21 protein-coding genes are annotated in these 20,056 nt (G+C 53.5%); 9 read left to right on the top strand and 12 right to left on the bottom strand.

Features of this window, described 5'->3' with window-relative positions; genetic code table 11:
• Positions 1-112 precede the first annotated feature (112 nt).
• The 3 genes from EHV07_RS00835 to EHV07_RS00825 form a co-directional block, all read right to left on the bottom strand.
• Positions 113-619 (bottom strand): TIGR00645 family protein, encoded by a 507-nt coding sequence (locus tag EHV07_RS00835; RefSeq protein WP_147193958.1) that lies wholly within the window; start codon positions 617-619, stop codon positions 113-115.
• 87 nt (positions 620-706) lie between these two features.
• Positions 707-928, bottom strand: coding sequence for a hypothetical protein (locus EHV07_RS00830; protein WP_147193955.1), 222 nt, complete (start codon positions 926-928; stop codon positions 707-709).
• 44 nt (positions 929-972) lie between these two features.
• Positions 973-1,305 (bottom strand): helix-turn-helix domain-containing protein, encoded by a 333-nt coding sequence (locus EHV07_RS00825; protein WP_147193953.1) that lies wholly within the window; start codon positions 1,303-1,305, stop codon positions 973-975.
• A gap of 213 nt (positions 1,306-1,518) precedes the next feature.
• Here EHV07_RS00825 and EHV07_RS00820 point away from each other — a divergent pair, with 213 nt between their 5' ends.
• From EHV07_RS00820 to EHV07_RS00810, 3 genes are all read left to right on the top strand, one after another.
• Positions 1,519-2,418, top strand: a complete 900-nt coding sequence (locus EHV07_RS00820) for a LysR family transcriptional regulator (RefSeq protein WP_147193950.1) — start codon at positions 1,519-1,521, stop codon at positions 2,416-2,418.
• 330 nt (positions 2,419-2,748) lie between these two features.
• A complete protein-coding gene (locus EHV07_RS00815; protein ID WP_147193947.1) occupies positions 2,749-4,131 on the top strand; it encodes an MFS transporter in 1,383 nt (460 codons plus the stop codon).
• Between the two features lie 124 nt (positions 4,132-4,255).
• A complete protein-coding gene (locus tag EHV07_RS00810; protein WP_147193945.1) occupies positions 4,256-5,380 on the top strand; it encodes a GNAT family N-acetyltransferase in 1,125 nt (374 codons plus the stop codon).
• Positions 5,381-5,430: 50 nt separating this feature from the next.
• Here EHV07_RS00810 and EHV07_RS00805 read toward each other — a convergent pair whose 3' ends face one another.
• The 3 genes from EHV07_RS00805 to EHV07_RS00795 form a co-directional block, all read right to left on the bottom strand.
• Entirely contained in the window at positions 5,431-7,263 is a 1,833-nt protein-coding gene (locus tag EHV07_RS00805; protein ID WP_147193943.1) for an ABC transporter ATP-binding protein, read from the bottom strand.
• A gap of 82 nt (positions 7,264-7,345) precedes the next feature.
• Positions 7,346-7,567 (bottom strand): hypothetical protein, encoded by a 222-nt coding sequence (locus EHV07_RS00800; protein WP_147193941.1) that lies wholly within the window; start codon positions 7,565-7,567, stop codon positions 7,346-7,348.
• 7 nt (positions 7,568-7,574) lie between these two features.
• Complete coding sequence (locus EHV07_RS00795; protein ID WP_147193939.1) at positions 7,575-8,339, bottom strand: DeoR/GlpR family DNA-binding transcription regulator; 765 nt, start codon at positions 8,337-8,339, stop codon at positions 7,575-7,577.
• A gap of 191 nt (positions 8,340-8,530) precedes the next feature.
• Between EHV07_RS00795 and EHV07_RS00790 the strand changes: the two genes are divergently transcribed.
• The 6 genes from EHV07_RS00790 to EHV07_RS00765 all read left to right on the top strand — a co-directional run bounded on the left by EHV07_RS00790 (position 8,531) and on the right by EHV07_RS00765 (position 14,712).
• A complete protein-coding gene (locus EHV07_RS00790; protein ID WP_147193937.1) occupies positions 8,531-9,556 on the top strand; it encodes an SIS domain-containing protein in 1,026 nt (341 codons plus the stop codon).
• A complete protein-coding gene (locus tag EHV07_RS00785; RefSeq protein WP_147193935.1) occupies positions 9,553-10,482 on the top strand; it encodes an ROK family protein in 930 nt (309 codons plus the stop codon). Before EHV07_RS00790 ends, EHV07_RS00785 begins: the two co-directional genes overlap by 4 nt.
• A gap of 130 nt (positions 10,483-10,612) precedes the next feature.
• Complete coding sequence (locus EHV07_RS00780; RefSeq protein WP_147193933.1) at positions 10,613-11,860, top strand: extracellular solute-binding protein; 1,248 nt, start codon at positions 10,613-10,615, stop codon at positions 11,858-11,860.
• A 9-nt stretch (positions 11,861-11,869) separates the two neighbouring features.
• Complete coding sequence (locus tag EHV07_RS00775) at positions 11,870-12,778, top strand: carbohydrate ABC transporter permease (RefSeq protein ID WP_147193932.1); 909 nt, start codon at positions 11,870-11,872, stop codon at positions 12,776-12,778.
• Positions 12,768-13,607, top strand: a complete 840-nt coding sequence (locus tag EHV07_RS00770) for a carbohydrate ABC transporter permease (RefSeq protein ID WP_147193930.1) — start codon at positions 12,768-12,770, stop codon at positions 13,605-13,607. Before EHV07_RS00775 ends, EHV07_RS00770 begins: the two co-directional genes overlap by 11 nt.
• Before the next feature lie 22 nt (positions 13,608-13,629).
• Positions 13,630-14,712, top strand: coding sequence for an ABC transporter ATP-binding protein (locus EHV07_RS00765; protein WP_147193928.1), 1,083 nt, complete (start codon positions 13,630-13,632; stop codon positions 14,710-14,712).
• 16 nt (positions 14,713-14,728) lie between these two features.
• On the opposite strand, the gene EHV07_RS00760 is transcribed toward EHV07_RS00765, so the two are convergent.
• The 6 genes from EHV07_RS00760 to EHV07_RS00735 form a co-directional block, all read right to left on the bottom strand.
• On the bottom strand, positions 14,729-15,124 hold the full coding sequence (locus EHV07_RS00760; protein WP_147193926.1) for a polyketide cyclase: 396 nt from the start codon (positions 15,122-15,124) through the stop codon (positions 14,729-14,731).
• Positions 15,125-15,202: 78 nt separating this feature from the next.
• Positions 15,203-15,691 (bottom strand): type VI secretion system baseplate subunit TssE, encoded by a 489-nt coding sequence (locus EHV07_RS00755; protein WP_147193924.1) that lies wholly within the window; start codon positions 15,689-15,691, stop codon positions 15,203-15,205.
• Positions 15,692-15,702: 11 nt separating this feature from the next.
• Positions 15,703-16,500 carry a type VI secretion system accessory protein TagJ gene (locus EHV07_RS00750; RefSeq protein WP_147193922.1) on the bottom strand — a complete coding sequence of 266 codons (798 nt, stop codon included), beginning with the start codon at positions 16,498-16,500 and terminating at the stop codon, positions 15,703-15,705.
• Between the two features lie 17 nt (positions 16,501-16,517).
• Entirely contained in the window at positions 16,518-17,171 is a 654-nt protein-coding gene (locus tag EHV07_RS00745; protein WP_168199576.1) for a TagK domain-containing protein, read from the bottom strand.
• 186 nt (positions 17,172-17,357) lie between these two features.
• Positions 17,358-17,624: a PAAR domain-containing protein gene (locus EHV07_RS00740; RefSeq protein WP_147193918.1), complete on the bottom strand. Its 267-nt coding sequence runs from the start codon at positions 17,622-17,624 to the stop codon at positions 17,358-17,360.
• 64 nt (positions 17,625-17,688) lie between these two features.
• A complete protein-coding gene (locus EHV07_RS00735; protein ID WP_147200486.1) occupies positions 17,689-20,046 on the bottom strand; it encodes a type VI secretion system Vgr family protein in 2,358 nt (785 codons plus the stop codon).
• Positions 20,047-20,056: the final 10 nt, after the last annotated feature.

Below are 20,056 nucleotides of genomic sequence, written 5' to 3'. Positions count from 1 at the left end.
GAAACAGGCGCGTTACCGGTTTTTTATGCGATCTGCCCTGTATCAGGCAAGTAAAATTAGCGGAAGGCGTTAAAAAGCAGGAAAACTGCCCGCGGATGCGGGCAGTTTGATATTAATGACTGCTGTTTTTCTCTCTGCGCGACATGCCATCAAGATAGCCCATGACAAAGGCAGACAGAACAAAAGCCAGATGGATAATGACGTACCACATCAGCTTATTATCAGGGATATTTCTGGCATCCATAAACACCCGCAGCAGGTGTATAGAAGAGATAGCCACAATCGACGCGGCAACTTTATTTTTCAGCGAGCCGGAATCCATTTTCCCCAACCAGCTCAGTTTTTCCTTGTGCTCGGAGATATCCAGCTTGGAGACAAAGTTTTCATAGCCGGAAAGCATCACCATCACCAGCAGGCCGCCGACCAGCGTCAGGTCAATCATCGACAGCAGCACCAGCACTAAATCGTTCTCGGCCATAGCCAGCACGTTGGGCAACAGGTGAAAAACTTCCTGGAAAAACTTGATCGCTAACGCCAGCAGTCCAAGGGACAACCCAAGGTAAATAGGCGCCAGCAGCCAGCGCGCAGCGTATATCAGATTCTCAGTAAAACGTTCCATAGCAACCCGTAAGCAATTCAACACCGGCACAGTATACCTGATGAAATGTTAAATTTTTCATGGTTGCCACGTCGAACTTGCTGGATTTTACCTGGCGCTACTTCGCTGAGCGCTCTTCATCGCTGGCTCCAGCCCGCGCTGTACCTGCCGCTCATAGCCAGTAATACCCTCCCCCATCTCATTACCGGCACTAACGGGCGCAGTGCAGTGTTCACATTCAGCAAACACTACGCGCATTGGCCCGCCGCCAGCGCCAAGACAGGAACTGCTCATCAACACAGTGATAAGGAGAGAAAGGATTTTTTTCATTTTGATTGCAGCTCAGAAAAGGGGGGTGCCCGGCTGCCGCTAACCTAGTGCAGCTCGCGATGCAAGTTACGGTAGTCTCTTGGCGTAACGTTAAAATGTTTTTTAAAGACGCGCTGAAAACACTGTTGCGATGAGAAGCCCAGATCCATGGAAATCGTCATAATGGTTTTGTGCGAGCTGACCAGGCTTTTCGCGGCTTCATCCAGCCGGCGACAGCGGATAAAACTGCCCAGCGTCATGCCTTTTTTTTCTTTAAAAGCGCGCTGAAGATGCCATTTTGAATAGCCCGATCGTGCGGCTACGGCTTCAATATTTAAACCATCATCCAGATGTGCTTCGATCCAGTCGATGATGACTTCTACGATTTCACCTTTCACTTGCTCTCTCCTGCTCCGGCGACACTGCATAGTGTGCGACCGGCATGCCACGATGGAATAATGTATCTTTTTGTTTTTTATAGTAAATTTTGAATATGCAAAAAATTACGTAACATATCAAAATTTGATGGCTGGAATGGTATAAAGAAGCTTAAAATAGTTCAAATAGATAATTTGAATCTCCGTTTATAGATAGTATCTATAGAGGCTATTATGTTAGATCTGAATCTGGTCCGCGTGTTCACCGCCATCTACGAAACGCGTAGCGTCAGTGGGGCCGCAGATCGTCTTTATATTACCCAGCCTTCAGCAAGTTACGCGCTTGCCCGCTTACGCAACGAGACCAACGACGAACTGTTTAAGCGCAGTCGAAAAGGCATGGAACCTACGCCAACAGCCGTTCAGCTCTATAAGGTGTTTAAAAAATCGCTGACGGGCATCGAAAAAGCCGTGGCGGAAACCCGCACGTTTTCCCCAGCGACATCACGTCACAAATTTCGCCTGGCTTTATCGGATCTGGGTGAACTGCTGTTGCTGCCGAAACTGGTCACACATTTACGCCGTGTGGCGCCTCATATTGAACTGGAAGTTATTCCGGTTGATATGAACAGGCTGGATGAATGGCTGCTGACAGGCAGAATTGACGCGGCTTTGTGCAGTCGTAGTGAATCGATCTCTTCTGCTCAGCGCGAGCTGATGGTTTATGAGCGCTATGTCTGCCTGCTCAACGTCGATCATCCGCGCATTGGCGAGCAGCTCTCTCTGGAAGAATATATGCAGGAACAGCACGTTATTGTTTCCGCCACCAGCGGTCACCATATCGTCGAGGACCGGTTGAAAGAGTACGGCATTGAACGCCACGTCGCTGTCGAAGTGCCGCATTTTGCCGCGTTGGGTGAGCTGATCGCGTCCAGTGAGCTGCTGGTCACGCTGCCTTCCAGCGCCGCTAAAATCTACGCCCGCCGCGGCAATGGTCGTATGCTGGAGCTGCCGTTTCACGTGCCAAATCAGGAAGTTTTCCTGTATGCCCATACGGAGATAGGCGATATCACCGCCAAAACCTGGTTCTACAACGTGTTGCGTATCGCTGGCCCGATGATGATAGAGCCATAATCCTTTGGCCGCTCATAGAAGAGTCTGCACGCTTAAAACCGGACGCAGACCACATTCCCATAAATGATTTTTTTTGCCAAACCCCCTGAGGTCAGGAATGTGAGGCGCTTCAACTGGCTTTGTGCCGCCTGCCGAAATTGCTGTTAAATCTGCCGAAAAATTCCAACAACAGCACAATGACCCGTCACGAAACGGCCTCCTATAGTTGAGGAAACGACTGTTAGCAGCTGCTTTCCTCTCTCACCTGCCGCTGATTTAGCTGAGATCGGTTCTTGCTAATGACTGCCATCTTCTTTCATCCCGGCGATGAAGAAAAAAAGGGTAATCACTATGACTGCCAAACACGGATCGCACGTACGCGTGTGGATATTGATGCTGATATTATTTTTGTCCGTTATTGCTTATGCCGATCGCTCCATTCTTTCCATCGCTGGCGGTGCCATTAAGGATGAATTTGGCCTGTCGCCGGTGCAGTTAGGGTTTATCCTCTCGGCTTTCAGCTGGGCTTATGTAATTGGTCAAATCCCGGGTGGCCTGTTTCTCGATCGCTTCGGGACGAAAAAAGTGTATGGCATTACGCTGGTGCTGTGGTCGATCTCCACGCTGGCGATGGGCTTTGTCGGTGAGTTTGCCAACGGCCTGACCAGCGCATTGATCATTATGTTTACGTTACGTTTTGCGCTGGGACTGATTGAAGCGCCAAGTTTTCCAGCCAATGCGCGCGTAGCGATTATGTGGTTCCCGAAAGCCGAACGCGGGCGGGCCTCTTCGCTTTTTGCCTCATCACAGTATTTTGCCGTCGGCATTTTTTCGCCACTCTCCGGCTGGCTGGTCTCGGAGTTTGGCTGGCCATGGCCTTTCTTTGTATTAGGAATGATGGGTATCGGCGCCTTTTTTGCCTGGATGTGGTACATGAAGGAACCCGGCACACATCCCAGCGTTTCACAACAGGAGCTTGACCATATTGTGGCGGGCGGTGGGCTGATTGATATTGATGCTGCCGAACAGCGTAAAGATAAATCACGGCTCTCACGCGAGACGTTTCGTAAGCTACTGACCAACCGAATGTTGTGGTGCGCCTATATTGGCCAGTATTGCACCATTGCGCTGAGCTACTTCTTTATTACCTGGTTCCCTATTTATTTGGTACAGGATCGCGGCATGGATATCCTGCATGCCGGTTTTGCCACCATCGCGCCAGCGCTGTTTGGTTTTGCCGGCGGCATCTCTGGCGGCATCATTTCTGACTATTTGATTCGGATTGGCTGGTCCGTTTCCTGGGCGCGGAAGACGCCTTATATTGTTGGCATGTTAATGGCGGCGACGCTGATTGCTGCCGCTGTCGCCAACAGCAACTTCTGGGTGATTGCCATTATGTCTTTCGCTTTTTATGGCAAAGGCGTGGCGGCCGGTGCTGGCACCTGGGCCGTGATCAGCGATACCGCGCCGAAAGAAGCGGTAGGCCTGGCGGGTGCTATCTTCAACTGTGTCGGTAATATTGCCGGTATCATCACGCCAATTATGTTTGGCTATCTGGTCGCGCTGACCGGCAACTACAGTATGGGACTGGTGTTTGTCGGTGCACACTGCGTGGTTGCGGCGCTGTGCTTCCTGTTTGTGATGGGGCCGATCGTACGCGTTGGCGGCGATATACCTGAAGATCGGGGCGACGGACAGCGGCTTAGCGAGGTTACGCCGCCGCACCAACTGTGATCCTTCATGCTGCCGCCTCGCGCGGCAGCACCAGAAGACGTTGATCTTCTCGCGCAAAACCTTCACTTTAGCCTTTCGTGGTTAATCGGGTAGCCCTTACCCGTCGTGAAGATGGAGTGCGCCTGTGTCGCTAGTCCTCTTGCCCAACCTGGCAGACCTTTCCGCCAGTCAGTGGGATGCTCTTACGCCTGACGACCAACCTTTTCTCCGCCACGCGTTTCTCAGCACGCTGGAAGAGAGCGGCTGTGTCGGCAAAGGCACTGGCTGGCAGCCAGAACATCTACTGTGGATGGACAACGGCGAGCCGCGTGCGGCTCTGCCCGGCTACCGTAAAAGCCATTCGCGAGGCGAGTACGTTTTTGATCATGCCTGGGCCGATGCCTGTCAGCGGGCCGGACTACCTTATTATCCCAAATGGCTGGCTGCCGTCCCGTTCAGTCCGGTGACTGGTGCACGCCTGCTGGGCGAGGCAGATGCCGCAAAAAAACTGCTGCACAGCCTTCCAGACTTTCTGCATCAGCGCCAGCTCCACAGCGCCCATATCAATTTCGCTAATGCGCAGACCCACGATTTGTTGGCAAACGCGCCTCGCTGGCTGCCGCGCTTCGGCTGCCAGTATCACTGGCACAATCCGGGCTATCGTGATTTCCAGGACTTCCTGGACACGCTGATGTCACGCAAGCGCAAACAAATTCGTAAAGAGCGCGAGCTGGTCGCCAGCCAGGGGTTTGAGTTCACTTTTTTAGTGGGGCATCAGCTTAGCGAAGCGCACTGGGACTTTGTTTACGCCTGCTACAGCAACACCTATGCCGTACGCGGTCAACGCCCCTATCTGACGCGGCAATTTTTCAGCCTGCTCGCGGAAAGAATGCCCAATGCCATTCGCGTGGTGTTGGCAACGCAAAACGGCCTGCCGGTGGCGATGGCGTTCAGCCTGGTGGACAACCAGACGTTTTATGGTCGCTACTGGGGTTGCCTGGCAGAGTTCGACCGGCTGCATTTTGAAACCTGTTTTTACCAGGGTATGGATTATGCCATCGCTAACGGCTTACGGCGTTTTGATGCGGGTGCGCAGGGAGAACACAAGCTGGTGCGGGGATTTGAGCCTGTCATTACTGAATCCTGGCACTATTTACGGCACGACGGCCTGCATGACGCCGTGGCGGATTATCTCCAGCAGGAACGTCAGGGCGTCGAAGCATGGGCTGAGGAAGCCCGCGAATCGCTGCCGTATCGTCGCAACGAATAACAACTGGAACGACCATCAGAGGCATAACGTCACCTCTGATGGCTCAGCGATCAGGACTCGCCAACAAAGCCACCGGTCTGGTGATGCCACAGGCGGGCATATAATCCCCCCTTCGCCAGCAGCTCGCTATGGCTACCCGTTTCAGCAATACGACCGTTTTCCAGCACCACCAACCGATCCATTTTGGCGATGGTAGAAAGGCGGTGGGCAATCGCGATAACCGTCTTGCCGCCCATCAGCGTTTCCAGGCTTTCCTGAATGGCCGCTTCCACTTCCGAATCCAGCGCGGATGTGGCCTCGTCCATAATCAGGATTGGCGCGTCTTTCAGCAGCACGCGGGCTATCGCAATACGCTGACGCTGCCCGCCGGAAAGCTTCACGCCACGCTCGCCTACGTGTGCATCCAGTCCGTAACGCCCCTGCGAATCAGACAGCAGTGGAATAAACTCATCGGCTTTAGCGCGATGAATAGCCTGCTGGAGTTCCGCTTCTGTTGCATTGGGACGGCCATACAGCAGATTGTCGCGAATAGAGCGATGCAGCAGCGAGGTATCCTGGGTGATCATACCAATTTGAGCACGCAGGCTTTCCTGGCTGACCTGCGAAATATCCTGTCCGTCGATGATAATCCGTCCCCCGTCCAGGTCGTAGAGCCGAAGCAGCAGGTTGACCAGGGTGGATTTCCCTGCGCCGGACGGCCCGATCAGGCCGATTTTTTCGCCGGGACGAATGGTCAACTGCATGTTCTCAATGACCCGACGCTCTTTGCCGTAATTAAAATTCACCCCATCAAAGCGAATCTCACCGCGGTGTACCTTTAATGCAGGCGCCCGCGGCTTATCCGCAACGCTGACCGGCTGAGCGATGGTCTGCAAACCGTCCTGCACCATCCCGATATTTTCAAAAATACCGTTCACCACCCACATGATCCAGCCAGACATATTCACAATGCGGATCACCAGGCCGGTTGCCAGCGCGATTGCCCCGACGCTGATCAACGATTGCGTCCACAGCCACAGCGACAGGCCGGTTGTGCCCACAATGAGCAAACCGTTAAGCGTCGTCACCACTACATCCATATTTGTGACCATTCGCCCCTGCTGGCGGGTTTTTTCAGTCTGGTCGCCTATCGCCTCACGCGCATAGGAGCGCTCAAGGTCGCTGTGCGCAAAAAGTTTCAGCGTAGTGATATTGGTATAGCCATCAACAATAGTGCCCATCAGGCGAGAGCGGGCATCTGATGAGGCAACCGAGCGTGATTTAACGCGCGGCACGAAGTATTTCAGGCTGACAACATAGCCGATAATCCACAGCAGCAGCGGGATCATCAGCCGCCAGTCGGCCTCGGCGAACAGCACCAGTGAGGTGATGGCATAAATCAGCACGTGCCACAGCGCATCGACGGCCTGCACTGCCGAGTCCCGCAGAGCATTGCCGGTTTGCATAATGCGCTGGGCGATACGCCCGGAAAAGTCACTCTGAAAGAAGTTCAGGCTCTGACGCAGCACGTAGTTATGGTTTTGCCAGCGGATCATGCTGGTCATGCCGGGGTTAATCGTCTGGTGTACCAGCAGATCGTGCAGGCCAATAAACAGTGGCCGCAGCACCAGCGCCACCACGCCCATCCAGATCAGTTCGTTAGCATGGACGCTGAAAAAATTGTCGGCCGGGGTCGTATTCACCATATCGATGATGGTACTGAGGAAGCGGAACAGCGCCACCTCAATCAGCGACGCGACCAGACCAACCACCAGCAGCAGGGCAAAGCTCTGCCAGACCTGACGCAAATAGTAGTAATAGAACGGCCAGACGCTGTTGGGCGGCGTGGCGCTGGGGGCTTCCTGAAAAATGTCGATCAGTCGTTCAAAGCGGCGATACAGCATTTTGAGGCTCACTTTACAGCTAAAAGAACTGATTTTAGTGCATTTTTGCGGAAGCTGAGGCAAGGGATGAAGACGCGTGCGGTTAAGTGCTCATTGATTCGCGATAGCGTGCAGAATGAGAAGGCTTCCGTTGGCGCAGTAGCAATGGCAATCTGCGCTGAGGATAAACGGCAAACACGAATATGCCATTTTCCACCTGCTGGAAATAGATATTATGGCTGACGCAGGGGAAACGAAACGCGCCTTTCCAGAAATCTTTTTCGGCGTCTTCACCTATGTCCAGCATCACTCTATAGCCCGTCATTCGCCCCCTATTCCACTTCCACCGCCACCAGCCGCGAGCCATATTTTGCACGTTGCTTCAGGGCTGGCGCGTTTTCGGTGACAATCAGGCTGATATCCACCAGCGGACAGACATGAGCCAGCGCCCGATAGCCCATTTTGGAACTGTCGGCCAGCACCACGGTTTTATCTGCCGCTTTGATCATCGCCTGCTTTACCGGTATCTCGACCGTATTGATATTGGTGATACCGCTCTCAAAGTGCACGCCTTCTGCGCCCAAAAATGCCCAGTCAACGTGAATGCTGTTGATTTTATCCACGGTCTCCTGCCCCACCAGCGTATAAACCTGGGAAAGCATCAGCCCGCCTGCCACATGCACCGTAAAACCAGGCTGGTTGCCAAGCGCCATCGCGATATAAATATCATTCGTCACTATGGTCAGGTTCTTTTTCTCTTTCAGTGCCAGCGCCAGGGCATAGACGCTGGAGCCGTTATCGAGGATGAGCGACTGTCCATCTCTTACCAGGCTGGCAGCATGACGGGCAATGGCCGTTTTGGCAGCCGCATTCATTTGCAGCCGGACGCTGTAAGGCGTATCGAAATTATTATCTGCCGCAACGGGAAGAAGGCCGCCGTGGGTACGCATCACCCGCCCCGTTTTTTCTAACAGGGAAAGATCGCGTCGGATCGTCGAGGAATCCACACCGAAGATCGCTGAAAGCTCCGCGGCATTCAGATAACCTTTTTCTGTGATCATCTCTACAATTTGCGCTCTGCGCTGGCTTGCCGTCATCCTGAATTTTCCCTGCTCTATATTTGCACGTTTTCATGCATATAGTGGCGCATAGTTGCGCAATTGTCACGATTAACGGTCAATTTATGGCGCTAAAATAAACAGATGTAGCCTGATAGCGTATTGACTGCACGAATTCGTGCATATATTGTGACGCTTATCGGGACAACGATCTTCAGGAGCAGGCACCGATGACGACCATTCACCGTAGCGCCTATGAACAAGAGCTGGATCAACAGGTTAGTGCACTGGGCGACCAGCTGGACTCTACCCTGCCGAAAATGCTGAATGGCCTGGCACTCGACCAATACGATCGTATTGTGCTGGCCGGAATGGGATCGTCCGATTACGCGCTAATCCCTATCGAACGTGAGCTGATTGAGCGTGGTTTTCCGGTCTGGCGTCTTGATGCCGGGCGGCTGCTGGATATGCCTCAGCTCATTACGAACCGCACATTACTGTGGATGACGTCGCAATCAGGTATGAGCGGTGAGATCGTCGCCGTATTGGAAAGCGTGCCAATGCCGCAAACGCTGATTGGCGTGACTAACGATGTTGACAGCCTGCTGGCAAAAAAGGCGGATATCGTCGTCGAATTGAAAAGTGGAGAAGAATCGACCGTCAGCGCAAAGAGCTATCTGAATACGCTGGTTGCCAGCTATCGCACGCTTTATGCACTGAGCGGACGTGATGAAGCGCCGCTGATTGCTGAGGTACGGGCATTATTACCGCAGGTGGCGCATATCATTACGCAACGTGAACCTGTACAGGCCGTTACCGAACGCCTGTTTAAGTATGCCAGACCCCGGGTGGCGATGATTGGAACCGGCGCGGATGCAGCTACTGCGTTGACCGGTGCGCTGATCACTAAAGAAGCGTCCAAAGTATTTGCTGAAGGTTTTATCGGCGGTGAGTTCCGTCACGGTCCGATGGAGACATCGGGAGAGGGCATGCTGGCGCTACTGTTTGGCGAAGAGAACGATATCACGTTGCAAACGCTGGCCGCCGATCTGGCCGCCAACGGCAGTGAAGTTGTCGCTGTCGGCCCGCAGGCCTGGGCTGGCTGTCAGCAGTGGCCTACGCCAGCAGGTCAGCCGCTCGCCCGCTTGCTCTGCGCTATGCTTTGGGTACAGCACCTGACGGTGACGCTGGCTCGTGCAAACGGCATGGTGCCCGGCCAGTTTCTTTACGGCAACAAAATCACGGTAAAAATATGATGACACACGCACTTCCATTACGCGCCGGCATTGATATGGGGGGCACCGGCACCCGCATTATTTTACTGGCTGGCGAGCAGGAAGTTGCGTCTGAAACGATCCCTACCGCCTGGTTCGACACTTTGCCTCAGGATCAGCGAGCCAGAGCGCTGGTTGATATTATCTGTCGCCTGCGGCCTGTCGGCCAGCGCCTGGGGAGCCTGGGCATCGGCGCCAGCGGGCCGGTTAATAACGTGACTGAAATTATTGAAAACAACGACACGCTGGCCTGTTTTTCTGATTATCCGCTGGTTGCCGAGCTGCGCGAACTGCTGGCGGTGCCGGTGGCGATAGATAATGACGCGGTTGTTGCCGCACTCGGAGAATATCATCTGGGGGCCGGACGCGGCAGCGAGCGAATGCTGATGGTCACGCTCGGCACCGGCATCGGCGTCGCGCTACTCGATAAAGGTAAACCGCTACGCGGCAGCGACGGACAGCACCCGGAAGCGGGACATATTACTGTCTCAAGCGAGCCGGTTCACTGCTACTGCGGCTTACAGGGCTGTTGGGAAATGCTGGCTTCGCGTTCCCAGCTACAAAAACAGCTCAGGCGAGAAATTCCTAATCTGAAGTGGGATGCCAGCACGCCAGCGGTGCTGAGTGAAATGATGGCGGCAAGACCGGCGGTAGCCGGGATCCTGCACCACTATGGCCAGGTTGTCGGCTGCGGTTTGAACACGCTACTGACGCTATATGGCCCGGATGCCACCGTGCTAAGCGGCAGCGCAGCGGCTCTGCTTCCACTGTTTCAGTCAGGGATGGATGCTGTGATGACGCGTGCAGAAGGTTACGCGGTCAACAGAAAAATAACGCATTCATCTCTTGGCGATGCGGCGGGCGCGCTGGGGGCGGCAATACTGCCAACGCTAAGGGGAACCCGCTAACCGGTAGTTATAAATAAGAAAGTGCTGTTAATTCATGCCTGGCCTATTTACTTTACGGTAGGTCCAGGCATTTTTCTGGCTTCAATATCACTTATCACTCGCTTCTCATGTATCACAACGGAGAGTCTGTATGATTAGTCGATTTCCCCCCCGCTTTAGCTGTTTACTGACGCTGTTTGCCCTGAGTTCCTCAGGAATGGCGTTTGCAAAAACCCAAATCAACGCCTTATTTATGTCTCAAGCCGCCTACAGTGAAAGCGATGTGCGTGCCATGACCAGTGATTTTGAAAAAGCCAACCCCGATATCAGCGTTAACCTGGAATTTGTGCCTTACGAAGCGTTGCACGACAAGATCGTGGCGGCAAAAGGCGCAGGCAGTAACGGTTACGATGTGGTGCTGTTTGACGATATGTGGCCCGCAGAATTCGGTAAGTTCAACCTGCTGAAAGATGTCACCAGCCAGATCTCCGTTACCGAAAAAACCCGGATATTTGACGGTGCATGGAGTACCGTTAGCTGGGATGGCAAACAGTGGGGAATGCCGTGGATCCTCGATACCAAATATCTCTATTACAACAAAGCAATGCTGGCAAAAGCGGGAATAGCTAATCCGCCAAAAACCTGGCAAGAAGTGATGGAACAGGCGCAGATCCTGAAAGAAAAAGGCATCGTAAAATATCCACTGGTGTGGAGCTGGTCGCAGGCCGAAGCGCTGGTGTGTGATTACACTACGCTGGTCTCCGCGTTTGGCGGACAGTTCAGTAAAGACGGCAAGCTTAATTTCAGCGATGCTGGCTCGGTCAACGCCGTTCAGTATATGAAAACCTCGCTGGATAAAGGCGTGACTAATCCAAATTCTCGTGAATACCTTGAAGAAGACGTCCGCAAAGTTTTCTCCAACGGCGATGCCGCTTTCGCACTGAACTGGACTTACATGTACAACATGGCTAACGATGCGAAACAAAGTAAGGTGGCGGGTGACGTCGGTATCGTTCCGGCACCCTCGGAAACACCCGGTGCCGTAGCCGCCATGAACGGCTCAATGGGACTGGGCGTGACGCAGACCAGCAGCAATCCCGTGCAATCCTGGCAATATATTCGCTATCTCACTTCTCAGCCGGTACAGAACAAATATGCGCGCCTGAGCCTGCCGATCTGGAAATCGTCCTACGATATTGCGGCGGTGCAAAAAGGACAGGAAGCGCTGATTGCCGTTGCCAAACCGGCGCTGAACGTAATGCTGATGCGCCCCATTACCAGCGACTATTCACGCCTTTCCAACACGCTCCAGCAGCAGATCCAGCAGGTGCTGCAAGGCCAGAAAACCCCGGAAGCCGCGATGGCTGCCGTGACCAAAAGCGCCCAACGTCTACGTTAAGGGGTCTTGATGCTCAGTCTGCAACAGCGTGAGCAGCGTCAGGCATGGGTGTTGCTGGCACCCATGCTGGTAATGATGGGCCTGCTTACAGCCTGGCCTCTGCTGCGTACTATCTGGCTCAGCTTTACCGATGCTGCGCTTATCGGCACTGGCGGCCCGGTAAATTATGTTGGCATGGAAAATTATCGCTATGCGCTGACCGACCCGGACTTCCTTGCCTCGCTTTGGCGCACGCTCTATTTCACCGTTGCGTCGGTGGCGCTGGAAGGCATTGTCGGCGTGCTGGTGGCTTTACTGCTCAATCAAAAGTTCTATGGCCGCAGCGTCTTGCGGGTGCTGGTTATCCTCCCGTGGGCACTGCCAACGATCGTTAACGCGATGATGTGGCGGCTGAATTTTAACCCTGACTACGGCAGTATCAACGCGCTACTGACACAGCTGGGGATCATTGATAGCTACCGCAGCTGGCTGGGTTCGCCCGATTCGGCGCTGAATGCCGTGATGCTCGCTGACGTCTGGAAAAACTATCCGCTGGTGACGCTGCTGGTGCTGGCTGCCCTACAGTCGGTGCCGGAAGATTTGTTCGAGGCTGCTCGTCTGGATGGTGCTTCTGCCTTCAGGCGTTTTAGGGCCATTACTTTTCCTGCAATTGTTGGCCCACTCAGCGTTGCGCTGATCCTGCGTACTATCGACGCCTTTAAAATTTTCGACATTATCTATGTGATGACGCGTGGCGGGCCGGTGGACAGTACCAAAACCCTGAGCTTCTTCGTCTATCAGGAATCTTTCAGCTACCTTCGCGCGGGCAGCGGCGCGGCCTATGCCATTCTGATGACGTTGATGTGCAGCGTGCTGATTGCAATTTACCTGTTGATGGTCTGGCGTCAACGTCGTCGGAGTACCGCCAATGAAACGTAAACTGCGCGTTCTCTTTCGTTATCTGGCGGCCCTGCTGGTAGCAATTAGCATTCTGGCGCCCATGCTGTGGCTGTTTCTGATGAGCGTCAGTTCCGGCAGCGATCTGACCCGTATTCCACTGCAATGGCTACCGCGCCAGTGGGATTTCAGCCGCTATGCCAGCCTGCTTTCTCTGACACCCGGCCAGCCTGGCCAGCTTTTTCTCCATGCGCTGGGCAACAGTATCCTGGTAGCCTGTGGCGCAACGCTGGTTTCGCTGCTGCTGGCGATCCCCGCCGCGTTCAGTTTTTCACGCTATCCTGGCCGCGAAGGCTGGCTGCTCGCCAGTCTGGCGATCTATATGGTACCGCCCGTCGCCTTTGTGTTGCCGCTGTACTTTGTTTTGCAGCAGCTTGATCTGCTTAACACGCATCTGGGGCTGGTGCTGGTTTACTGCTCGCTAATCCTGCCGTTTCTCACCTGGATGTTAAAAAACCAGTTCGATGCGCTACCGGTAGATATTGAACAGGCCGCCAGGCTGGATGGGTTACGCTTCTGGCAGGTGCTGCTGCGCATCACGTTACCGCTGGCGAAACCGCTGCTGGGTGCTTCCGCGCTGTTCGGCTGGCTGCTGGCGTGGGATGAGTTCTTTTATGCACTGTTGTTTACCAGCAATCTTAATGCCCAGACATTACCGGTGACGATCGCGGGCTTTACGGCAGGCCGCGCCACCGATGACGGGCTGATAGCCGCCGTCGGCATACTCGCTGCGCTGCCGCCGCTGCTGATCGCTGTCTGGTTACAAAAAAGTCTGGTCAGCGGGTTGACCAGCGGTGGAAGCAAAGGCTGATGACGCGACTTTCGAGGATTTTATGGCGCATGTTGAACTGGTTAAGGTAGAAAAGCGTTACGGCAAGCAGACGGTTCTCTCTCCGCTGGACCTGACCATTCCTGACGGCAGTTTCACCGTACTGGTTGGCCCTTCCGGCTGTGGAAAATCCACGCTGCTGCGTTTACTGGCCGGGCTGGATACGCTCTCAGCCGGTGCGATCCTGCTGGATAATCAGCAGATTAACGATCTGGATCCGGCCGATCGTGATATCGCGATGGTGTTTCAGAGTTATGCGCTTTATCCGCATTTGACGGTGGCAGAAAACCTCGCCTTTCATATGCAGGTTAAACGGGTAAAGCACGCTGAGCAGCAAAGCAAAATTTCACGTGTGGCGGAGATTCTGGGCATCAGTAAGTTGTTGAACCGCTATCCACGAGCGCTGTCTGGCGGACAACGCCAGCGCGTGGCGATGGGCCGGGCGATGGTACGCAATCCTCGCGTGTTTCTCTTCGATGAGCCGCTGTCGAATCTGGACGCGCAGCTACGTATGGAGCTGCGGGCAGAGATCAAGGCGCTGCATCAGCGATTCAAAACCACCACGGTTTACGTCACCCACGATCAGGTTGAAGCCATGACGCTGGCCGATCAAATCGTGGTGATGCGCGATGGCGTTATCGTGCAGCAGGGCAAGCCACTGGAAATTTATGATTCGCCTGCCAACACTTTTGTCGCACGTTTTATTGGCTCACCGCCGATGAATCTGCTGCCAGGCCGGCTGGAAACGCGCGCCGACAGGCCAGGCGTTCGGTGTCACGAGCTGTGGTTTCCGCTGCCAACCCGCTGGCATGAGCCCGCAGCACGTCAGGGAGATAAACCGGTTCTCGTCGGTTTGCGCGCGCAGGATTTCCGCGCCGTCACCCTCGAAAACCAGCCTGCGGCCGTAGTGAAACTCATTGAAGTGACGGGGGAATCCAGCCTGCTGCATGTTGAATGGCAGGGCATCCCGCTGCACGTTCAGTTTATTGGCCGTGTTGAAGCCCTGCCCGATCAGGCTATCGGGCTTGGCATCGACAATGAGAAGATGCACCTGTTCGACGCCGGAAGCGGCGAGCGGCTCATCTGAGTAACCGCATATTGACTCAGGTCGTTAACAATGTATGCAGAGTGTGTAAATCGCGCTTCACCCACTCGACGTCCTGAGCAAACTTTTCGTCAGACATCAGCGGCTGACGGAACACGGTGATCGCCACTTCTGCGCCCTCTTCGTTAGCGATCACCCGCATCGGCACATACACTTCCTTGCCGAAACCGGTATCGATAAAGTGATCCATCACGCCAAACGCATTGTGATCGGTAAAACGAATTTTGATCGCACCGTTCGGGCCGTTAGCTTTCCAGGCGTTACCTTCCTGCTCAAGTTCGGACTGGCTGAGGCCGGAAGCCCATTTGGGGAAATAGTCGGGTTTCCAGATGGTTTCGTACAGGTCAACCCAGTTACGGGGGATCGTCAGACTGATGGTTTGCGATGGCAGCATAGGTCCTCCTGAATTTTTATCGTCAGGGGATTTAAACACTCGCCGGGGAAGATGAAAAGGGGCGATAAATCGCCCTTATCAAGATTTCAGATCGACTTTTGCCGTTTCGGTATCGTAAGCCCCGCTGATACAGAGGTCGATCGGATGAGGCTGCCAGTAAATTAACCCGCGGATTTCAAACAGCACCATACCGTTGTTTCCGGGATGCGCTTTCGTTATCAGGGGACGCACCAGCAGCGATTCCGGAATGATTCTTGGTTCGAAACGTAATAACGCGTTCCGGATATTCTTTTCAATTAATGCCCAGTTATGATGGTTAGCATACTTTCCCACCAGCGGAGAAACGCCATAATTAATGACCGATTCGATAACCTGCGGGTAACGATTTTCATCCAGCTGCTCTTCAATATTGGTGTTATTTAGCAGGCAGCCAATCTCTGTTTGCACCACGGCACGCAGGTTGTCGGCGGTAAAAAAGAAGGCGTCATAACTTTCCTGCTGCTTTTTAGGCTCTTCATCCAGTAACCTTTGCAGCAAAGTGGGCGACCAGGGCCGTTTTTTTTCCATCAGCAGATTCGCTATGCAAAGGTGATGTTGGAGACTTCCAGCAGAGAAAATTCGCCACCATCGGTAATCAACATTTTTCGGCCCACGCCTGTCGATAACACGCCAAAAACATCCACCCACTCCGTTCGCAGTCCCAGCTTCACGTCCTGCGAGGCGCCGGCGGTTAAAGGATAACGAGCGGGAACATAGCCGTAGTGCAGATCGCCGTTAATGTTGAGGTGCGCAGGCGTCCAGATCAGATCTAACAGATCCTTCGGTGGCATAACGCTTAACGATCGCAGTAAAGAAAAAGGCACCTGCCGATAGCCACCCGCGCTGATAAATTCACAGGCGGGTCCAATACGTCCATCGCTGTCGGCTATCCAGGAGAACTGACCGGTTGTTTCGCTGTAGCCTGCGCTTTCCGTCGCCAAATCGAAAGCCTGTAAGCGCAGCGTCTCCGCACGCTCCTCTTCCTGTTGCCGGTTCAGCTTGTTGGCCTGATGTAACAGCGCCATCCATTCCGGCCCGGGTTCTTCCAGCAGCGCGGCCTGACGCTCGCCAGCCAGCACGCTTTCTCTGATCAGCTCGCTGAAAATAAGATTTTTGTGCAGTTCAGTTAGCTGTGGCGCTACCTCTTCCATCAGCTGAAGCGTTTGTAGCTGCATGAGTGCTTTTTCCCACAGCCCTTCTATGCAACAGAGCTTAAATAAGGTCTGACGCAGCAAAACATCGTCGGGTTTCGCTCTGACTTGTGCTGAGACATCAGCCAGCAGCTCGCTAAGCTGCGCTGTTTTCAGTAATTCGGTTAACGAGGTCGCATCACGCATAGTTACCTGTCCATAGGTTAATAAAGACTGTCCAGTCCAATTTTATACAGATCCTGAAACACCAGCTCCGGCACAGGCTGCTTCTCGCGAGAGGCAATATTATCCGGTGCCAGCGCTTTTAAAATGTCCGTTTTTTCTTCTTCACCTAAAAGTGAATTGTCGCTTTCTTCAATTTTTAATTCTTCCCAGACCTTATCAATTAATGAAGGTGCTTCGATAATACATTCGGTCAGCGTTCTGGCCTTCATCTCTTCCCGAACCGCCTCAAAACAGGCATCACTTCCGGGAAGTTTATTATTTAGCCCGGCGCCCTTATCAAAGAAGTTACGATTTTGTTCCCCCCAAATAAGGAATTTCTTGTACTCAACTTCGAGTTTTTTTAATACGTCGGGCTCAGCCTCATCGGCCTCCGGAACGTCATTAAAATAGCGAAGATCGCCAGTATAATGGCCGCCGTTTGGCAAAATAGCGTCAATTTCCGGCACGGTATAACCGGGGTTTTCTTCATCATTTTGCAAATCGAGAAGGCTGTGCAGCAGGGCCTCCTGCGCAGCCCGCTCAGTGCTGGCGAGGATTTCAAAGGTAAAGTGCCCCAGTTGAATGACGCTGCCAGGCTTTAAGAGCTGTCTTTGCCCTTCTGCGATTTCAACACCATCAACCAGGCAAACCACGGTCTGGCAGGTATTAAAAATGACCGGCCCGTCTGCCGTGAGATAAAACCAGGCCGCATCAACGGGCTGAGCCTCGTCAAACCGGCCGCTCAGGACGTTAAAACAGGCAGGACGATCGACCGAATACGCTTCGTTCAACGTAAAAGCGGATCCTGTAGTGGGCCAGGTCATGAGTAACTGCATGCGTTAACCTCCAACAATGACGTTGCCGGATCCACTTGCGATCGGTGCTCCGCAGCCGGTTACATCGCCTATCCTCGCTGCATTGCATTTGTTGACAAAAACGCTACCTGAACCACTTGCTATGGCGGCTCCGCCATGAAACGCACAAACTGTGGCACTTGCGCCAAGGCCGGCTGCCGGGCAGCCGTTAATCGTTACATTAGCGGAGCCGCTGACAATGGATCCGCCATGTCCGGTTGCGTCACCGACTCTGGCTGCACAACATGTCATATCTCACCTCGATTTATTACAGTGTAAGGTTTTAGCCTGCCGATTAAGCGCTGCCAGAAACGGATTAGTCTTTCTCATCATCCATGCTTGCGCGCTTGAAAATAGCCTCTTCCGGTGACGCCTGACTTTCCTTATTTCCTGTATATTCAGGAGATTGCGTCACTCCAGGAGAACGTGTACCAGTGAAAATAGCACGGGGTTCCGGAGTGGTTATGACCGGCGTTGGCGTTACTGTTGGTGTTGGCGTCGGCGTCACTGTCGGTGTTGGCGTCACTGTTGGCGTCGGCGTCGGTGTCACTGTCGGCGTTACTGTTGGCGTCTCGGTTACAGTCACTTCCGGATTGGGGACAACGATTGGCAACGAAGGTAACGGTAGAGACAATCCGACAAAGGCAAATGGCGACAGGCTGGGTATGCCGGCAACGGCACCGCCGCCCCCGCCACTGCCGCTGCCACAACAGCAGCAGCTGTCGCCTGGATTGATATCAACCTGGCCGCCCTGAATAACGATATGACTGGCGACGAGTTTAATTTTACTCGCAGAAATACAGAGTTCGCCGCCAACAACGATCGCCGCGGCACCGCCAGCAGCCAGCGAATAGTAGCCGCCTACATTGGTCATCGCCGCACCACCTACGTTAAGGCCGCAGGCGCCGCCAACGGATACTGACTGGGCACCACCAATCGCCACTGTCTGCGTCGCCGCCACATTGATGCTTGCCGCGCCTCCCACGGTCAATCCGCTATTACCGCCAATCGTCGTCGTTTCATTAATACCGATTTGCCGGGTGTTGGAAGCCCCGACGGTCAACGCCCGTGCTGCGCCAACCGTAATATCGGAATTCACACCGATTAGCTGCGACTCATTACGCTTGGTAAGGCGTGACATATCACGCTCGGCCTGCTCCCAGTACTGTTCGAGTCCATTTTTATCTTCAAACTGGATCCCGTTAAAGTTGGTACGCCCCCCGCCAACCGTGCGGCTAACCAGCCCGCTTTGTGTCGCATTTTGCGGTAAATCCCAGGGCGGCATCGTCACGTTGTTATATAAACTGCCAATCACCAACGGACGATCGGGATCGCCATTGATAAAATCAACGATCACCTCGTGTCCAACCCGGGGAATGTAGATGCCGCCAAAATTATTGCCTGCCCAGGCCTGACTGACACGGATCCAGCAGGAGTCAGTTTCCCGATTGACGCCATAACGGTCCCATAAAAAGCGAACCTTGATGCGGCCATAGGTATCAGTCCAGATATCTTCACCCGGTGGGCCCACGACGATAGCGGTCTGCGGACCGGTGGTTTTTGGCCGGGTAGCCTGTTGAGGATGACGGTAAATTTTCGTGGTGGGCTGAACGATAAAATCGCAGGCGTAGCTGAATTCACCACTTCCGGTAACCTGGCTGACTTCGGTAATCACCAGATTGCTGGAAATGACCATGTATTCACGGTTCGCTTTCTCTAACGGGCAGTCTTGCAGTTCGAAATTGCTGCCGCAGACAATGCCTCGCAGTTCGCCAGAGCCGTAAGCACGGGAACCCACCGCCCCCTGCTCTTCCATCCGCACTTTTGCCAGCTGTTCGCCAATATCAGGTTGATCGTAATCGCCAGGCCAGTGATAAACTTCCATTTCATTAAAGCTGGTCTGCCGGGGTTTGCTGTCAGCTGCCGAAATGTCCGCGCGGGATTTGGTAAAGTCGTAATCGTTGGTATACCACTTACCGGAAGTAATGGTTTCCTGGAAAGCAAAGCGGGTAATGTATTCCTGGTCAGCTTTGGGTTCATCCGGGACATAGTGAATAACATGGTAGGCTTCACTGATAAAACGTTTGTGCGCACCGACATGATCCACCAGCACCAGCTTGTGTTTCTGATCCTGGTGCTCAAAAAACCAGTAAATACCCCACTCTTCCATCAACCGCTCAATGAAGTTGAAATCGGTTTCCCCATATTGCACCTGAAAATCCAACGAGGGATAGCTGCCGGTTAACCGTTTTTCAACCGGAAAATTATAATCAGCCAGTACCTCATCAATAATCTCCTCTACCGTTTTCTGCTGGAAGATTTTAAAGTCAGAGGTGAGTTCAGTGAGATAAAGCCAGGGCCTGATGATAATTTCAAATAGTGCCTGGTTGGCATCGCGTCCTAAAAATCTTGCTTGCTGTACCAGGCCCGAAATTTCACGCGTCCCGCCGCCAATGTTTAGCAGTTCATCAAGGCCATTACCGTCAAGCTCAATGGAGATGGTCATCTCTTTACCGATCAACGCCTTGATATCGACATTCGATGCCGACTGCCAGGGAATTAACGAATTGGCAGGCGTCTTCACCGTCAGCGTATAGGAGTAGAGAGTGGAGAAGGCTTCCTCTCCTTCGAGTTTAGTTAATACTAAAGCCGGCTCGCCCAGCAAAACAGGCATAGCCGAACTG

This window comes from Pantoea sp. CCBC3-3-1 (assembly GCF_007981265.1).
Classification (GTDB): Bacteria; Pseudomonadota; Gammaproteobacteria; order Enterobacterales; family Enterobacteriaceae; genus Erwinia.
This window is presented reverse-complemented; position numbering and strand designations above follow the sequence as displayed.